Below are 16,517 nucleotides of genomic sequence, written 5' to 3' on the forward strand. Positions count from 1 at the left end.
CCCCCAAGCCGCGGCGCGAGTGCTTCCATTTGCACCTCGGCCTAGGGTCGGCCGGTCTTCGTGGCCCTTCTCCATCGAGTCCATTGCGTCCAACGCGCCCACTGCTCGGCCGGTCAACCTCCAGACCCATGCGGCCCGGGTCATTGCAACCACCGTGAAACACTGGCAGCTTCGTCCCGAAGCGGTGTAGGCGTCAGACTAAGGTGCGAAGCACGCCCTCGGCCGCAACAACGCCGCTGGCCATGCAGGCCGTCAGCAGATAGCCGCCGGTAGGCGCTTCCCAATCGAGCATCTCGCCGGCAGCAAACACGCCCGGCTCCGCGAGACACATCAGCTTGTCGTCGAGTGCGTCGAAGCGCACCCCGCCCGCCGTGCTGATGGCTTCGTCGATCGGCCTCGGCGCGATAAGACGAAGCGGGACCGCCTTGATGGTTTCAGCCAACCTTTCCGGCGAATGCATCTCGTCTTTCGTGAGCACCTCGTGCAGCACGGCCGTCTTGATGCCGTCCAGATTCAAGCGGCTCTTCAGATGGCTCGCGACCGATCGCGAACCGCGCGGATGCAGCACCGCCGCGCGGACCTGCTCCGGCGTTCGGTCAGGCAACAGGTCAAGGGTCAGGGTGGCACTGCCCTGCTCCGCAATCTCGTCGCGCAGCAAGGCGGATGCGGCATAGATCAGGCTTCCCTCGATACCCGTCGTGGTCGCGACGAACTCTCCCTTCCGGGCAAACTTGCGCCCCTTCGTGTCGGTGAAAGCAATGGCGACCGACTTGAACGGCATGCCGGCAAAGCGCTCAGCGAAGTACGGCGTCCAGGTCAGATCGAACCCACAGTTCGATGGAACCAGCGGCGCCACGTCGATGCCGCGCGACGACAGCCACGGTGCCCACGCGCCATCGGACCCGAGCCGCGCCCAGCTTGCACCGCCGAGCGCAAGCACGACCGCATCGTGCGACGCAGCGACATCGCCACTCGGTGTGCTGAAGCGCAAGGTGGACGCCGGCGTCGAAGCGTCCTCCCACCCGAGCCATCGATGGCGCATGTGGAACTGCACGCCGGCCTCGCGCAGCCGGTGCAGCCAGGCACGCAGAAGCGGCGCGGCTTTCATGTCCTTGGGAAAGACTCGCCCCGAGGTACCCACGAAGGTTTCGATCCCGAGACCATGCGCCCATTCGCGCAGCGCTTCGGGGCCGAACCGCCGCAGCAACGGCTCGATCTCTGCGCGCCGCTCGCCGAATCGTTCGACGAATCGATCGAAAGGTTCGGAATGCGTGAGGTTGAGCCCGCCGCGTCCCGCGAGCAGGAACTTGCGCCCCACCGATGGCATGGCGTCATACAGATGGACCTGTGCACCTTGCCGGCTCAGGACCTCGGCTGTCATCAACCCGGCGGGACCGCCGCCGACGATTGCTACTGACTTGTCTTTGTTCATTCGAGTGTGACCAGTTCGCCCTGCCCCGTGAGGAATGCCGCGCGCACGGTTTCGCCGGGATAGGCTTCCTGCACCGCGTCGCGGTATCGATTCAGTTGCGCGATGAGGGTTGCATCGCGCTCGGGTCGGGCCGCGGATTTGTAGTCGAGCACCCACCACGCACCGCTTTCCCGATGCCGCACCAGCCGATCGATGCGCAGGACCTGTCCCTCATGGACCAGCGTGACCTCATTGCCGTGCCAGTCCAGCGCGTCGATTTCCCATGCCCACGCGCCCGCGCCGGAGCGAATACGCTGCGCCATGACGGCCGCCGCGCGGGTCGCCGGCAGATCGAGCATGAACTCGCGTGCGGCCGCCCGCAGGTGCTCCATCGGCAGCGGCGCGCCAGGCTGCGTCCATTCGAGCAGCCGGTGCATGGCCTGTCCGAGTGCAGATGCACGGCTGTCGGCACTTCGCACCATGGGTGCCGACGACCTTACCGGCGGCTCTTTCGTCAGCGCCGGCAGATTCAGCATCTCGAACGATGAAGGCGCAGATTCGGTCGCGACGTCCACCGACGTCGGCACATCGTCTATTGGCCCGCAGAGGCCCTCGAGCCTCGCCCACCAACTGCGACCATTGGCCCGCGCGGCGGCGACGGCGGAAACCACCAATGCCTCCCGCGCGCGCGTGGTCGCCACATAGAGCCCGTTGATCTCTTCGCGATGCCTTGCCGCCTGCTCTTCCGCAAGGTCATCTGCCGCGCAGGCCGGTGGATTCTTCTCGCTCGCGATGAACACGAAGCGCTCCGGCGCGGGGGCGTGACCCGGCCATTTGACGAGGACGCCCATGGTCTGCGCACGTTGCGCCGAAGCGTCCGTGTCGAGCATGAGGACGACCCTGGCCTCGAGGCCCTTGGCGCCATGGACCGTGAGAAGCTGCACCGCATCGGTCACCGACACCGATGGTGCCCGAACACCGCCGGCGCGCAATGCACGCACGAAGCCATACGGCGTCGCGAAGCGCGCACCATCGAGTTCGAGCGAGGCCGCAAGCAATCCCCGCAGGTTGGCAACAACGGTCGAACGCATGGCCGCCGGCGCAGCGGCCGCAAAAGTCGAGAGGACATCAGCGTCATGGAAGATCGCGCTCAGCGCATCGTGCGGCGGCAACGTCTGCAGCCATTGCTGCCACTCGCGCAGTTGTGGACCGATGCCCGCCAACGGCGTCGGCCAATCAGACTCCTGCAGCAGGTCGAACCAGCTCTGGCGGGCTTCACGTTGACGACGTGCAATCTGCACCAGGGCCTCGTCATCGAGGCTCCACAGCGGCGACTTCAGCGCGCGCGCGAGCGAAAGATCGTGGTCTGGCGACACCAGCGCATCGATGAGGGCAACCACGTCCTGCACTTCCGGCGCATCGTTGAGCTCGTTCTTTTCCGGCTGCTGAACCGCGATGTGCAGCTTGCGCAATTCGTCCTGCATCAAAGAGAGGCGGCTGCGCCGTCGTGCGAGCACCATGATCTGGCTGGGCGCGAGGCCTTCATTGATGCGCGCGGCGATCCATCGCGCGGCTTGCTGGCATTCCTTCTGCAGGAGCTTTTCTTCCGGCAAGAGCCGCGGCGTGGTCAAGCTGTCGCGCCACGAAGGCGCAGGCTCAGCCGTCACATCGTCTGAAGACGCCGCCGCAACCGCATCGCGCCCGATCAGCGGAAGCTTGACCGTTCGCCCCGCGACGCCGGACTCGGTCGTGTGATCGCGAAAGCCGCTGAACTCACCAGCCTGCTGCGCCTCCTGCATCGCGGCATTCACGAGGCCGATCACCGCCTGCGCGTTGCGATGGGTGTGGTCGCAGTTGAGCAGATCTCCGCCAAGGCCCTGCTGCACGAACTCCTTCGCCGCAATGAAAACCTGCGGCTCGGCCCGGCGGAAGCGATAGATGCTCTGCTTGGGGTCACCGACGATGAACACCCCCGGGCGCCGCGCACCCGCGCCGGCATAGCTGCCGAGCCAGCCGTTGAGTGCCTGCCATTGGAGCGGATTCGTGTCCTGGAACTCGTCGATGAGCAAGTGCCGCACACCCGCATCGAGGCGCTCCTGCACCCATCCCCAGAGTTCCGCATTGCCCAGCAGCATGTGCGCTGCCTGTTCGACATCGTTCATGTCGACCCAGCCGTTGGCGAGCTTGACTTCCGCGAAGCACTTGGCGAGCAACCGCGTGAGACGCGCCATGCGTTGCTGGTAGAGCCATGCCTCATGCTGCGCGCGTGCGGCGCAGTACTGCAGCACGCGCTCCTGCGCTGCACGTACATCTTCGATGCCCGCGAGCTTCTCTCCGAATTTGCGCGGCTCCCCTTTCTGCGTGAGCAGGGCGTCGAGAACACCCTCGGCCTGGCCGTCGCTCACCGCCTGCTCCAACTCGACGCCGCGCCGCGAAAAGGTCGGTGCGCTCGCGCGACCGAGCGCGCGCGCCGCGGCCAATAGCATGCCGCGCCAGGCCGGGTCGCGAAGCAGGAGGTCGTCGGGTGAATCCGAACCCGAGAAGGCGGGATACATCGCCTGCATCGGCGTCACCGCGCCATCGACCGCGTCGTGCGCTTCTGCGAGCGCGAACTCGACACGGCGCGTCAGCGCTTCGTCGAGCGCCTTGGCGACCTGCGACCGGCCATATCTCGCGACCAGCGCACGGTAGTCCGCGGAAGCCTCCGTGTCCGTCGTCACTGCCGCATAGAACGGACGCCAGACGCGCACGCGCGCCTCTGCATCGTCTTCGAGCAACTGGTAGTTGGCGGGCAGCCGCAAGCGTTCCAGCACCGCGACCGGCGCATTGCGCAGCAGCCCGGCGAACCATGCGTGGAAGGTGCGGAACTGCACCGGGCGGCCGTGCCCCAGGAGCTCGCGATAGAGCCCCTTCAGCCGTGGCGCCGCGGCCAATGCGGCCTCGGGCGATATCCCGCGCATCCTCAGCTCCGGCACCAGTTCTTCTACCGGTTGCCCCGCGAATTTCTCGAGCCACTGGTCTAGACGCTCGCGCATCTCGCCGGCAGCCTTCTTCGTGAAAGTGATCGCGAGGATCTCATGCGGGGCGCAGGCCGCATCGCCTTGCTCGAGCAACGCACGAAGGATGCGCGACACCAACATCCACGTCTTGCCGGCACCAGCGCAGGCCTCGACCGCAACCGACCGGCGCGGATCGCACGCGATCTCGTAGAAGCGCTCGCGCGAAACATGGACGCCGTTGTGTTCGTACGCGGGAGCGGTCATGGCTGGCCCTCCCAGAAGTCCTTTCGGCAGAGGCCGCGCGCGGTGCAATGCTCGCAGACCTGCCCTTCGCCGAGCGCCGGGAGCGGCGCGCCCTCGGCAATGCGTCCGAGATCGCCCATCACGCCCTCCACCAACGCATCGCGGGCCTCCACGATGTCCTTCTGCTCGTAGGTTTGCGTGCCGGAAGACCTTTCGCCGACATTCACGTAAGCGGCCCGCAACGTGTCGTCCGGGAAAAGCGCAGCGTAGAACGCGAGCTGCGTGTCTTCGTACGGGTCCTTCACGCGTTCGCGTGTCTTGTCGGCTGACTCGGTCTTGTAGTCGATCACGAACGCCCGGCCATCCGGCGTTGCATCGACGCGATCCAGGCGTCCAACGAGCTTGATGCGTGCCAGCGGCACTTCCTTCCACGGCTCGGATTCAACGAACACCGCCCCTTCCCCAGCCTCATGGCCCGCAAGCCAGGTCAGGTAGCCATCGCGCGTCGCGGGCCACGCGGCCGCGAACGGCAGGAACTCGGCCTCGGACAAACCGAATTCTCGGGTCGCTTGCTCTTCGGCTACAGCCATCATGTTGCGGCGCACTTGCGGGTCCGGGGTTGGATCATTCTTCAGCGCCTCATGGAAGTGGCCAAGCACCGCGTGCAGCCAGTTGCCGAAGTCGCGCTTGTCGAGTTCGGCGTCCAGTTCGTCACTGCTTCGCAGGCCGAGTTGTCTCAGGGCGAAGAATCTGTAGGGGCAACGGCGCAGGTCTTCGTAGGCGGTCGAAGACAGGGTGGCCGGCATGAGCGTGTTTCCCCGCGGCCGGGGATGAAGCGTCGGCTTCGTCTCGACTTGCACGGCCTTGCGCGGGTCGACCGCATCTTCGGCCGCGCCGTCGAGATGAAGGATCTGTACGAGCGGACTCGGCCGCACCGGCTCGCCACTCGCATCGAACTGGCGCCAGAGCACGTCGCAATGCGGCGCGCTCATCGCAACAGCCCAACCACCCCGCTGTGCAGCCTCCAGGGCATCGCGTGAAGGCAGCGCCAGAGCTTCGCGCTGTGCCGCGCTCCAGTCGCCGGCCGGTTCGGGCGATGCCGGCAGACGTTGATCGTCGCAGCCCGGCACCACGACGGCAGCGAACGCTCGCCCCAGCAGATGGTGAAGCGGGAGGATCACGACCTGAAGAGACTCGGATTCATCGGGGGCCAGCACGAAGCTTGCGGCCTCGAGCACATCGCGTACCCAAGCCGTGAATTCGACGAGCGTGCATCGCGGGCCGCGGAGTTCGCCCGGCTCGGCGTCCAGGTGCAATGCGGAGATCGCCTCCAACCCGGCGACGTCGCTTACCAGGCCGAGCCATTGGCCTGAGGCATCGAGCAGCGCGCGCACGTCGACGAGCCACTCACCCAGTGGTCGAAGACGCGCCAGCGTTGCGCGCATCGCCTCAATGGATTCGGTGAAAGGACGCAGCGCCTCGTCCTGCGGCTTCGAGCTGGCGGCCACGAATGCGCACCAGCTGCGCCAATCACGCATACCCCGGTCGCGCAGGCGTGCCTCGAGCGAAAGCACCGCGCCGCGATCGAAGACTTCGACGTGCTTGAGCCAATCCAGGACCTGGTCGCTGCCTGCATCGTGGACGCACGCACGCAAAGCGCTCATCAGGCCGGCCGCCGCGCGCGTGGTCGACAGCTTCCAGCCGGTCTCGTCGTGCGGCACAACGCCATGCGCCGTGAGATGGGCACTGATACGACGAGTCAGCGCGCGGTCTGTCGCCACCAAAGCGACCGGCGCGCGACCTTCCGACAAGTGGCGCAGCACAGAGGCGGCCGCCCGTGCGGCTTCGTCTTCTGGGTCGGCGGCTGGGTGAAGGCCGACGTGCGAAGGCGCATCTTTCGTCACCAGCGGAAGATGCAGGCAGCGGTCGCCGAAGCGCTCCGCCAGCTTCCGGATGAGCGGATCCGGCTGCAGGCCGTCGAGAACGATGAGTTGATCCACCTGCGCCAAGGCGCCGGGAGCGAAGAGGACGTCAGTCGCATAGCCCGAGCTTCCCGCCCAGGCAAGCGCGACACCGTTCAGCGCGCTCTCCACGTCGAACCATTCGGAGCCCCGCCCGGCCTCGATCGAATCGCGCACTCGCTGCATCCATGCCACGCGGTCGGCAGGCAACTCGGCCGCGGCCAGCGGCGACAGTTGCAGCGCAATCTCGACGAGGCGTCCCGCCAATGCATTGCGCGATGCGCCGAAGCCCGCTCTCGCCAGAAGCGATTGCGCGGTGAGAAGGTCGCGCGCCATGTCGAAGGCGATGTCGTCGGTGTCGGGCACGAAGCCGCCGATGCTCCGCGCCCAGTTGCGGGTCGTCTCGAAGCGCGGCGCGAACCCCGACGCGCCATGAGTCGCCCACATGCCGCGCGCAACCTGCATGAGTTGCGCGTACGGCACCAGGACCACGGTGCGGGCGGGATGAAGGCCCTGCCCGGCCAGCATTCGCGCGATGCGGACGACGATGCCGCGGTCGGAGTCGCACCAAAGCGCGTGCGCGGGATGGTGCTCAGCAGGATTCATGGGAGGTGTGGGAAGCGCTTTGGCTATCGGAGCCATAGCTTGTGCGCCGGGCACGCCGGAACTTGGTTTCTGTCACAATGACCCGCACTTTAGCTGCACCGAAACTCTCAGCGCAGAAGGACACATCCCATGGCCAGCGATCTCATCAAACACATCTCCGACTCTTCTTTCGAAGCCGACGTGCTCAAGTCCGGCAAGCCTGTGCTCGTGGATTACTGGGCCGAATGGTGCGGCCCCTGCAAGATGATCGCGCCGATCCTCGATGAAGTCTCCAGCACCTACGAAGGCAAGCTGCAGATCGCCAAGATGAATGTCGACGAGAACCGCGACATTCCCGCCAAGTTCGGCATCCGCGGCATCCCCACCCTGATGCTGTTCAAGGATGGCCAGCTCGCAGCCACCAAGGTCGGCGCGATGAGCAAGGCGCAATTGACCGCCTTCATCGACCAGCAGCTCGCCTGAAAAGAGCTCCCCGGCCGCCAGCGCGCAATGCGTTGGCGGCTTTTTTCCTGTCATAATCCCCCACAGATCACCGGCCCTTTCAGGGACCCGGTTCGAGTTCCCCGGTTTGTGAGGCATCTCTCGCCTCACATCAAACCTCCCCCCTCGTTTTGACAGCTATCCCCGCAAGGGGTCGTTCCATGCACTTAAACGAACTCAAGGCACTTCACGTCTCCGAAGTCCTCAAGCAGGCCGAGGCCCTGGAGATCGAAAACGTCGGTCGCATGCGCAAGCAGGAACTGATGTTCGCGATCATCAAGAAGCGTGCGAAGGCCGGCGAACAGGTCTTTGCCGATGGCGTGCTTGAAATCCTGCCCGACGGCTTCGGATTCCTGCGCAGCCCCGACACCAGCTTCACTGCGAGCACGGACGACATCTACATCTCGCCCAGCCAGGTACGCCGCTTCAACCTGCACACCGGCGACATGATCGAAGGCGAAGTGCGCACGCCCAAGGACGGCGAGCGCTACTTTGCGCTGACCAAGCTCGACAAGGTCAACGACGGCCCGCCGGAAGCGAACAAGCACAAGGTCATGTTCGAGAACCTGACCCCGCTGTTTCCGAAGCAGTTGATGCGCCTCGAACGCGACAACTTCAAGGGCGACGAGAACATCACGGGCCGGATCATCGACATCATTGCCCCGATCGGCAAAGGCCAGCGCGCATTGCTCGTGGCCCCACCCAAGAGTGGCAAGACGGTCATGATGCAGCACATCGCGCACGCGATCAGCGCCAACTACCCCGAGGTGCACATGATGGTGCTGCTCGTGGACGAGCGGCCTGAAGAAGTGACCGAGATGCAGCGCACCGTCAAGGGCGAAGTCATTGCCTCGACCTTCGACGAACCTGCAGCGCGCCACGTGCACGTCGCCGAAATGGTGATCGAGCGCGCCAAGCGACTGGTCGAACTCAAGAAGGACGTGGTGATCCTGCTCGACTCGATCACCCGCCTCGCCCGCGCCTACAACAACGTGGTGCCATCGTCCGGCAAGGTGCTGACCGGCGGTGTGGACTCCAACGCGCTGCAGCGCCCCAAGCGCTTCCTCGGCGCGGCACGCAATGTGGAAGAAGGCGGCTCGCTGACGATCATCGGCACCGCCCTGATCGACACAGGCAGCCGCATGGACGAAGTGATCTTCGAAGAGTTCAAGGGCACCGGCAACTCTGAAATCCACCTCGACCGACGCCTCTACGAAAAGCGCGTCTTCCCATCGATCCAGCTCAACCGCAGCGGCACCCGTCGCGAAGAACTGCTGTTGCCGCCCGAGATCCTGCAGAAGACCCGGATCCTCCGTCAGCTCATGTACAACATGGACGAGATCGAGGCGATGGAGCTGATGCTCAAGAACATGAAGGCCACCAAGACCAATGTCGAGTTTTTCGACATGATGCGTCGCGGCGGCTGATCAGCGCGTCGGCAAAGCCCGCCCTTCGGTGGCGCTTTGTCGGCCAAGGTCGAGCAACTCCATCAGCTCGACCGCCTGCTCCGGCGAGACCGGATTCGGGCCATTTCCCAGAATCGCATCGCGCAACGCGGCGTAGTAGGCGACGTAGTTGCCCGCCTTCGTCGGCAGCTTGCGCGTCTGCATGCGGCCGTCGGCGGCACACAGCGTGAGCTCACCGTCGATCGGATCTGCCCCCCATGCAGCATCCGCAGGGCGCCCACCTGCACGCAGGGCGTCTTCCTGCGGGTCCACGCCACGCTTGACGTAGCTGCCCCGCGTGCCGTGGACGATGTAGCGGGGTGCTGCATGCGCAGCCAGGGTCGTCGCATGAAGCACGACCCGAAGCGGCGCGTGTGAGCCGGACTCGTAGCGCAACACGGCATGAAAGTAGTCTTCGACGAGCGCACCGTCGCGCAGGACCGCGCTGTCGAGCTGCAACGCATCGGGACGACCAAACAATTGCACCGTCTGGTCGACGAGGTGGGAACCCAGATCGACCCAAAGCCCGGCACCCGGCACCGGCTGCTCACGCCAGCGCGCCCGGACCTCGGGGCGAAAACGGTCGAAATGCGACTCGAAGTACACCGGTCGCCCCAGTTCGCCGCTCGCAAGAACGTCCCGCAACGTTAGGAAGTCGGAGTCGAATCGCCGGTTCTGATAGACGGAAAGCACCCTGCCCTGGCGCTCGGCCAGCGCCGCCAGCTCGCGCGCCTGTCCCGCATCGAGGGTGAATGGCTTGTCCACGACCACGTGCTTGCCAGCGGAGAGCGCAGCCTTGGCGACCGGATGGTGCTGGGCGTTGGGTGTCGCGACGACGACCAGATCGATGTCGGTTCGGCGCAACAGCGCGTCCACGTCCGGGACTACGTCCACGTCCGGCCAGTCCACATGTACTTTGTGGGGCTGGGAGCTTGCCACGGCACCAAGCACCAGACCGGGTACGGCTGACAGCACCGGTGCGTGAAAGGTCTGACCGGCAAATCCATAGCCGACAAGGCCGGCACGAAGGGTAGTTTGGGGCATGGCTCAAAGCCTCTGGCGCAGAAAAAGGCCAGTATGCGATAATTGCGGGCTTCGCGAAAAGTGCACCGCGGCGTTGTGCCGCGTCGTTGTGGCTCTCGCATCGACCAAAGGAAACACCATGAAAGAAGGCATTCACCCGAACTACCGTGAAGTTCTGTTCGTCGACCTGTCGAACGGCTTCAAGTTCGTGACGCGCTCGTGCGTCAACACCAAGGAAACCGGCAAGACCGACGATGGTCGTGAACTGCCTCTGTTCAAGCTCGATACCTCGAGCGAATCGCATCCGTTCTACACCGGCACGCAGAAGTCGGTCGACAACATGGGCGGCCGCGTCGAGAAATTCCGCAACCGCTTCGGCAAGACGGCCTCCAAGTAAGGAAGGCGCTTCCGAGTCGAGGGCAGCCCGGGTTACCGCGCTGCCCTTTTTCTTTCCCAACGAGCACGCTCCCTTCCCGAGTTGAACCACCCGACGCCCGCAATCGTTGCCCAGAGCGCCGTGCGCCGCCTCCCGCGCGTTGCGTTGCTGCTGCTGTGCGCGGCGTACCTCATGCCTGGACTGCTTGGCCGAGGTCCGTGGAAAAGCGCGGACATCAGCTCGTTCGGCTACATGGCCGAACTCGCCCAGAGCAAGGATGGCATCGCTGCCTGGTTCGACCCGCTCCTGCTCGGGCTGCGCCCCGAAACACCGGCGTTGATCCCCTACTGGATCGGGGCCTGGGCGATCAAGATCGCGCCCTCGTGGATCAATCCCGACCTGGCGGTCCGTATCGCCTTTGCGTTGCTGCTCGCGGGCGCTTTCACCGCGACGTGGTATGCCGTCTACTACCTGGCACGCACCTATCGCGCCCAACCCGTCGCATTTGCCTTCGGCGGCGAGGCGCGGCCCACCGACTACGCGCGCGCCATTGCCGACGGCGCCCTCCTGGCGCTGATCGCATCTCTCGGTCTGGCTCAACTCGGGCACGAAACCACGCCCGCCCTCGCGCAACTGTTCTTCGCCTCGAACCTGTTCTTCGGGGTGGCGGCGCTCCCGTATCGGCGCATCGGCCCGATTGCCGCATTGATCGTGGGCGCTTTCGGGCTGGCGCTCAGCGGCGGTCCGACGGTGGGCCTCACGCTCGGGATCGGCTGCGGCGTGATCCTGCTGCTCGAGCGCAAGCGCCTGCCGAGCGAGGAACTGCCCGCGTCAGAGCCCACATACAGCCTGGCCTCGATCGGGGCGGTGTTTGGTATCACGCTCCTTGCGGGCGCGCTGGCCGCCGCGCTGGGCCTGCTCGAATGGAAGATCGACCTTCCGACCTCCCACGGTGTGCTGTTCGAAGTGCGCAGCCAGGCCAAGCTGCTGCTTTGGTTCACCTGGCCGACCTGGCCCCTTGCAATCTGGACGCTTTGGCGGTGGCGCCGGCAGTTGACCGCCCGCCATGTCGCCCTGCCCCTCTGGTTCGCGGCCGTGCCGCTGCTGGCGACCTGGACCACCAACTTCTCCGAACGATCACTGCTCCTCGGCCTGCCCGCATTTGCGACGCTGGCCGCTTTTGCGCTGCCGACCTTCCGGCGCAGCGTGGCGGCGCTGATCGACTGGTTCACCCTTCTGTTCTTCAGCGGCTCGGCGATCATCATCTGGGTGATCTGGGTCGCAATGCAGACCGGCGTGCCCGCCAAACCCGCGGCCAACGTCGCGAAGCTGGCACCCGGGTTCGTTCCGCAGTTCTCCCTGGCACCGTTCCTCTTCGCGCTGACGGCAACGCTGGCCTGGGCCTGGCTGGTCCGATGGCGCACCGGCCGGCATCGTGCGGCACTCTGGAAGACCCTCGTCCTGCCAGCCGGCGGCGCGGCCCTGTGCTGGATGCTGGTCATGACGCTGTGGTTGCCGGTGCTCGACTTCGCCCGCAGCTACGTGCCGCAGGTGAACGCGATCGCCGAGCGCGTCGGCCAGCCGGGCTGCGTCTCCGAGCTCGCCCTTGGCCGTCCACACATCGCAGCCCTGCGCTATCACGGCAATTTCAATGTGCAGCCGCTGATCGGCGGTCCACCCTGCCCGTGGCTGCTGGTCAGCCCCGACGCGATCGCGAAGCTCCACGAGATCGTGAATCTCGAAAGCTGGCGCCTCGTCGGCACCTTGCGCCGCCCGACCAGCCCCGGGGACGACCTGCTGCTCTATCAACGTCTGCCGCCCGTCGGTGACTAGCGAGCGGCGCGTCATCGGACGCCACGCCGCGACGGTGTTCGTCGGGCAGATGGCGGTCATGGCTTTCGGCGTCACCGACACGATCGTTGCGGGCCGCTACGCAGAAGGCGCACTGGCGGCGCTATCCGTCGGCTCCGCGATCTTCATCAGTGTCTTCGTCTCGCTCATGGGCGCGTTGCAAGCGCTGCTCCCGGTCTGGGCCGAGCTGCATGGCGCGCAGCGCACATCTGACGTCGGCCGCTCGGTCCGGCAATCGCTCTACGTCTGCGGTGCGGCGGTCGCCATCGGCATGGCGATCCTGCTGTTCCCGGCGCCCATGCTGCGGTGGACCGACGTGCCTCAAAGCATGCGCGGCGATGTCGAGGCCTACCTCGGCGTTCTCGCCTTCGCGCTTGCGCCAGCCCTGCTCTTTCGTGTCTTCAGCACGCTCAACCAGAGCCTCGGCAAGCCGCAACTCGTGACCTGGCTCCAGCTGGCGTCGCTCGGTATCAAGCTGCCGCTGTCGATCTGGTTCACCTTCGGCGGCGCGGGCCTGCCCGCAATGGGCCTCGTCGGCTGCGGATGGGCCACGCTGGTGGTGAACTACGCGATGCTTGGCGCGGCGATCTGGCTCCTGCGTTCGGAGCCTTCGTATCGCGAATATCGCTTCTGGCAGCGCATCGAGCCGCCCGACTGGACGCAGCTTCGACAGTTCGCACGGCTCGGCGTCCCGGCCGGCCTCGCCGTGCTGGTCGAAGTGACTTCATTCACCCTGATGGCGCTCTTCATCGCCCGTCTCGGAACGGCCGCCTCGGCTGCGCACCAGATCGCCTCGAACCTCACCGCGGTCGCCTACATGGTGCCGCTGTCGCTCGCCATCGCCACGAGCGCGCGCGTGAGCTTCTGGCTCGGCGCCGGCGATCCCTTGCAAGCGCGGAAGGCGGGGCGAAAGGGGTTCCAGCTCACGGTGCTCTTCGCCGTGCTCTTCGCGTCGGCCATGGCGCTGTTTCGCTGGCAACTGGCCGGCATCTACTCGGCCAACCCCGCGGTCATTGAATTGGGCGCGACGCTGTTGCTGGCGACATCCTTCTATCACCTCGCCGACGCGCTGCAGACGCTTTGCGTCTTCGTCCTGCGCTGCTATCAGGTGACGGTGCTGCCGCTGATCCTTTATTGCACCTTGCTCTGGGGCGTCGGTCTCGGCGGGAGCTACCTGCTGGCCTATCGCGGGATCGGACCGTGGGCGGCGATGCAATCGCCCCTTGCGTTCTGGCTCATGAGCGCCGCGGCACTCTTCGCAACCGCCGTGCTTTTCCTCGCGCTGCTCGCGTGGACGGTCAAGCGACAGCGGTAACCGCCGGCGTCCTGCGCAGTCGCGTGATCGGGAAGATCAGCGTGAAGCGCGAGCCCTCGCCCACCTTGCTTTCGATACGCAGTTCGGCGCCGTGGCGCTGCGCGATGTGCTTGACGATCGCAAGGCCAAGCCCCGTTCCACCGGTCTCGCGCGACCGGCTGCGATCGATGCGATAGAAGCGCTCCGTCAACCGAGGAATATGTTCTGCGGCGATGCCGGGGCCAGAGTCGCGCACCGAGAACTCGCCACGGCCATCGGGCAGCAAGCGCCAGAGCACGGTCACCTCGCCACCCGGGGGCGTGTAGCGCACCGCGTTGCTCACGAGGTTCGACATAGCGCTCTGCAACTCGGTCGGCACGCCTGCGATCTCGGTGTCCGCTTCAATCGCGAATGAAAGGCGATGCCCCTGCTGCGTCAGCCGGCTCGAGAGTCCGCGCGCTTCGTCCTCGCACTGAGCCATCAAGGCACGCACGCGAATCCACCTGTTGGGCGGCGGTGCCGTGCTGCCTTCGAGGCGCGACAGGGTCAGCAGGTCATTGACCAGAGTCTCCATGCGATGCGATTGCTGGCTCATCAGGCTGAGATAGCGGGCGCGCTCCTCGGCATCCAGCGGCAGGTTCTGCAAGGTCTCGACGAAGCCTGCCAGCACCGTCAGCGGTGTGCGGATCTCATGAGAGACGTTGGCGACGAAGTCGCGGCGCATGGCTTCGGCCTGCTCCAGCGAGGTGACGTCGCGCGTGAGCAGCATGCGGCGGTTTCCGGCATAGGGATGCACCTGCACCGACAGGCGGCAGTGCTGGTTGCGGTGCAACGCCTTCGTGGGCGCATCAATCACCACATCGCGGCTGTAGTTCCAGGAGGCCAGGTACGCGACGAAGGCCGGGTCGCGCACGAGATTTGAAAGGTGCTGCAACAGATCGCGCTCAGCGTCGATGCCGAGCTGCTCGGCGGCGGTCTGGTTGCACCACTCGATGCGGCCCTGCTGGTCGAGCAGCACCACGCCATTGGGTGACGCCTGAATGGCGGCGAGGAACTCCTGGAGCCGCTCCTCCGCCTGTTGCGCCAGTTTCTCCCTGTCGCGCAGCAGCTTGCGGATACGCTCAGCCAGCTCGACCCAGACGCCCGGCCCGCGCGACGGCAACCCGACGGCATCGTTGCGCAGCACGCGCAGCAACCGGTGGGCGCGCCACGCGTCGAGCGCGAGCCACGCCACGGCGCCCAGCCACGCACCAAGCCAGGCGAAGCGCAAGGCAAACAACGCAGCGGCGCCGCCACCAATGAGCGAAGCCAATAGAAAAGTCGCGATACGAAACGGCATGCCGGAACATTATCCCGCCCAGCTCAGCGGGCAGGCCTCTCAGACGGTGGCCTGTGCAGTCAGCCTGTAGCCCGCTCCACGGACCGTTTCGACCATCGGCGCAGCCGGACCAAGGGATTCGCGCAGGCGCTTGACGTGGACGTCGACTGTCCGTTCCTCGATATAGACATGGTCGCCCCAGACCTTGTCGAGCAGCTGCGCACGGCTGTGCACGCGCTCGGCATGCTGCATCAGGAAGCCGAGCAGCTTGAACTCGGTGGGACCGACCTTCAATGGATTGCCTTGCCAGGTCACGCGGTGCGTGGCCGTGTCGAGTGCGAGTTCACCGATCTCGACACGCTCGGTCACCACTTCCGGCGCGCGGCGACGCAATACCGCGCGAATCCGCGCGAGCATCTCCTGTGTCGAGAAAGGCTTGGTGATGTAGTCGTCGGCGCCGGCATCGAGCCCCGCGACCTTGTCAGGCTCATCGCCGCGTGCCGTCAGCATCAGGATCGGGATGGTCTTGGTGCGCGGGTCCTTGCGCCATTGACGCGCCAGTTGAAGTCCGCTCTGGCCCGGAAGCATCCAGTCCAGCAGCACCAGGTCCGGCAGGAAGGCATCGATCTCGCGCTGCGCGGATTCGCCGTCTTCAGCCCAGATCGGCTCGAAGCCGTTGTGCCGGAGGTTGACGGCGATCAGCTCGGCGATCGAAGACTCGTCCTCGACGATCAGAATGCGGGGTTTCTTCATGAATCCTCAGATTCTCCATTCAATCGCGAGACGGCGCACAGCCGCCTCGCTTGCTCATTGAAGCTGTGCCTCGATCTCGTTCATCGACGCGTGGCGGACGTCAGCGCCCTTCACGATGTAGATGATGAACTCGGCGATGTTCTTCGCGTGATCGCCGATGCGCTCGATCGCCTTGGCGAGGAACAGCAGGTCGAGGCTCGCGGAGATGGTGCGCGGGTCTTCCATCATGTAGGTGACCAGCTTGCGCACGAAGCCGTCGAACTCCTTGTCGATCAGGTCGTCGTCCTTCAGGATCGACAGCGCCGCGGCGGTGTCGAGCCGCGCGAACGCATCGAGCGCCTTGCGCAGCAGACCCGACGCCATGTCGGCTGCGATGCGCAGTTCGGTCGACGGCAGCGCGCGCGCCGAGCCGCTCTCGATGATCGACTTGACCATGCGCGCGATCTTGTTCGCTTCATCGCCCACGCGCTCGAGGTTGGCGGTGGTCTTGGAGATCGCGATCAAAAGGCGCAGGTCGCGTGCGGTCGGTTGACGGCGCGCGATGATCGACGACAGCTCGCGGTCGATCTCGATCTCCATCGCATTGACGCGGTTCTCGGTCTCCATGACGCGTTCAGCTGTTTCGGAGTCGAACTCCTGCAACGCGTAGACGGCCTGGTTGATCTGCGATTCCACGATGCCGCCGAGCTCCATCACTCGCGACGACACCATGTTGAGTTCGCTGTCGAACTGGCTGGAAAGGTGCTTTTCGGTCATT

Annotated in this window: 12 protein-coding genes; 5 read left to right on the plus strand and 7 right to left on the minus strand. The window is 65.6% G+C overall.

What is annotated here, in order from left to right:
* Positions 1-193: 193 nt before the first annotated feature.
* The 3 genes from FHW64_RS04950 to FHW64_RS04960 are packed head-to-tail and all read right to left on the minus strand — an operon-like array spanning position 194 to position 7,220.
* On the minus strand, positions 194-1,432 hold the full coding sequence (locus FHW64_RS04950) for a TIGR03862 family flavoprotein (RefSeq protein WP_184523599.1): 1,239 nt from the start codon (positions 1,430-1,432) through the stop codon (positions 194-196).
* Positions 1,429-4,674 carry an exodeoxyribonuclease V subunit beta gene (locus FHW64_RS04955; protein ID WP_184523601.1) on the minus strand — a complete coding sequence of 1,082 codons (3,246 nt, stop codon included), beginning with the start codon at positions 4,672-4,674 and terminating at the stop codon, positions 1,429-1,431. Before FHW64_RS04955 ends, FHW64_RS04950 begins: the two co-directional genes overlap by 4 nt.
* Positions 4,671-7,220 carry a PD-(D/E)XK nuclease family protein gene (locus FHW64_RS04960; RefSeq protein WP_184523603.1) on the minus strand — a complete coding sequence of 850 codons (2,550 nt, stop codon included), beginning with the start codon at positions 7,218-7,220 and terminating at the stop codon, positions 4,671-4,673. The genes FHW64_RS04955 and FHW64_RS04960 overlap by 4 nt, the downstream gene beginning before the upstream one ends.
* A gap of 129 nt (positions 7,221-7,349) precedes the next feature.
* Between FHW64_RS04960 and trxA the strand changes: the two genes are divergently transcribed.
* Both trxA and rho read left to right on the plus strand, forming a co-directional pair.
* The gene (gene trxA, locus FHW64_RS04965; RefSeq protein WP_183023723.1) at positions 7,350-7,682 is read left to right on the plus strand and encodes a thioredoxin TrxA; all 333 of its coding nucleotides are present in this window, start codon (positions 7,350-7,352) and stop codon (positions 7,680-7,682) included.
* Positions 7,683-7,861: 179 nt separating this feature from the next.
* Positions 7,862-9,127, plus strand: a complete 1,266-nt coding sequence (gene rho, locus FHW64_RS04970) for a transcription termination factor Rho (RefSeq protein WP_088957308.1) — start codon at positions 7,862-7,864, stop codon at positions 9,125-9,127.
* On the opposite strand, the gene FHW64_RS04975 is transcribed toward rho, so the two are convergent.
* Positions 9,128-10,189: an oxidoreductase gene (locus FHW64_RS04975; RefSeq protein WP_184523605.1), complete on the minus strand. Its 1,062-nt coding sequence runs from the start codon at positions 10,187-10,189 to the stop codon at positions 9,128-9,130.
* A 118-nt stretch (positions 10,190-10,307) separates the two neighbouring features.
* Here FHW64_RS04975 and FHW64_RS04980 point away from each other — a divergent pair, with 118 nt between their 5' ends.
* The 3 genes from FHW64_RS04980 to FHW64_RS04990 all read left to right on the plus strand — a co-directional run bounded on the left by FHW64_RS04980 (position 10,308) and on the right by FHW64_RS04990 (position 13,710).
* Entirely contained in the window at positions 10,308-10,565 is a 258-nt protein-coding gene (locus FHW64_RS04980; protein ID WP_088957310.1) for a type B 50S ribosomal protein L31, read from the plus strand.
* 81 nt (positions 10,566-10,646) lie between these two features.
* A complete protein-coding gene (locus FHW64_RS04985) occupies positions 10,647-12,377 on the plus strand; it encodes a hypothetical protein (protein WP_184523607.1) in 1,731 nt (576 codons plus the stop codon).
* 49 nt (positions 12,378-12,426) lie between these two features.
* Positions 12,427-13,710 carry an MATE family efflux transporter gene (locus FHW64_RS04990; protein WP_184524271.1) on the plus strand — a complete coding sequence of 428 codons (1,284 nt, stop codon included), beginning with the start codon at positions 12,427-12,429 and terminating at the stop codon, positions 13,708-13,710.
* Here the strand turns inward: FHW64_RS04990 and phoR are convergent.
* From phoR to phoU, 3 genes are read right to left on the minus strand one after another with little or no spacing between them, the layout of a single operon-like run.
* Entirely contained in the window at positions 13,694-15,028 is a 1,335-nt protein-coding gene (phoR, locus tag FHW64_RS04995) for a phosphate regulon sensor histidine kinase PhoR (RefSeq protein ID WP_184523609.1), read from the minus strand. The two genes, FHW64_RS04990 and phoR, sit on opposite strands and share 17 nt — an antisense overlap.
* Positions 15,029-15,067: 39 nt before the next feature.
* The gene (gene phoB / locus FHW64_RS05000) at positions 15,068-15,760 is read right to left on the minus strand and encodes a phosphate regulon transcriptional regulator PhoB (RefSeq protein ID WP_088957313.1); all 693 of its coding nucleotides are present in this window, start codon (positions 15,758-15,760) and stop codon (positions 15,068-15,070) included.
* A gap of 54 nt (positions 15,761-15,814) precedes the next feature.
* The gene (gene phoU / locus FHW64_RS05005) at positions 15,815-16,516 is read right to left on the minus strand and encodes a phosphate signaling complex protein PhoU (protein WP_184523611.1); all 702 of its coding nucleotides are present in this window, start codon (positions 16,514-16,516) and stop codon (positions 15,815-15,817) included.
* Position 16,517: the final 1 nt, after the last annotated feature.

The organism is Variovorax sp. Sphag1AA, from assembly GCF_014192575.1.
Taxonomy (GTDB): Bacteria; Pseudomonadota; Gammaproteobacteria; order Burkholderiales; family Burkholderiaceae_C; genus Variovorax.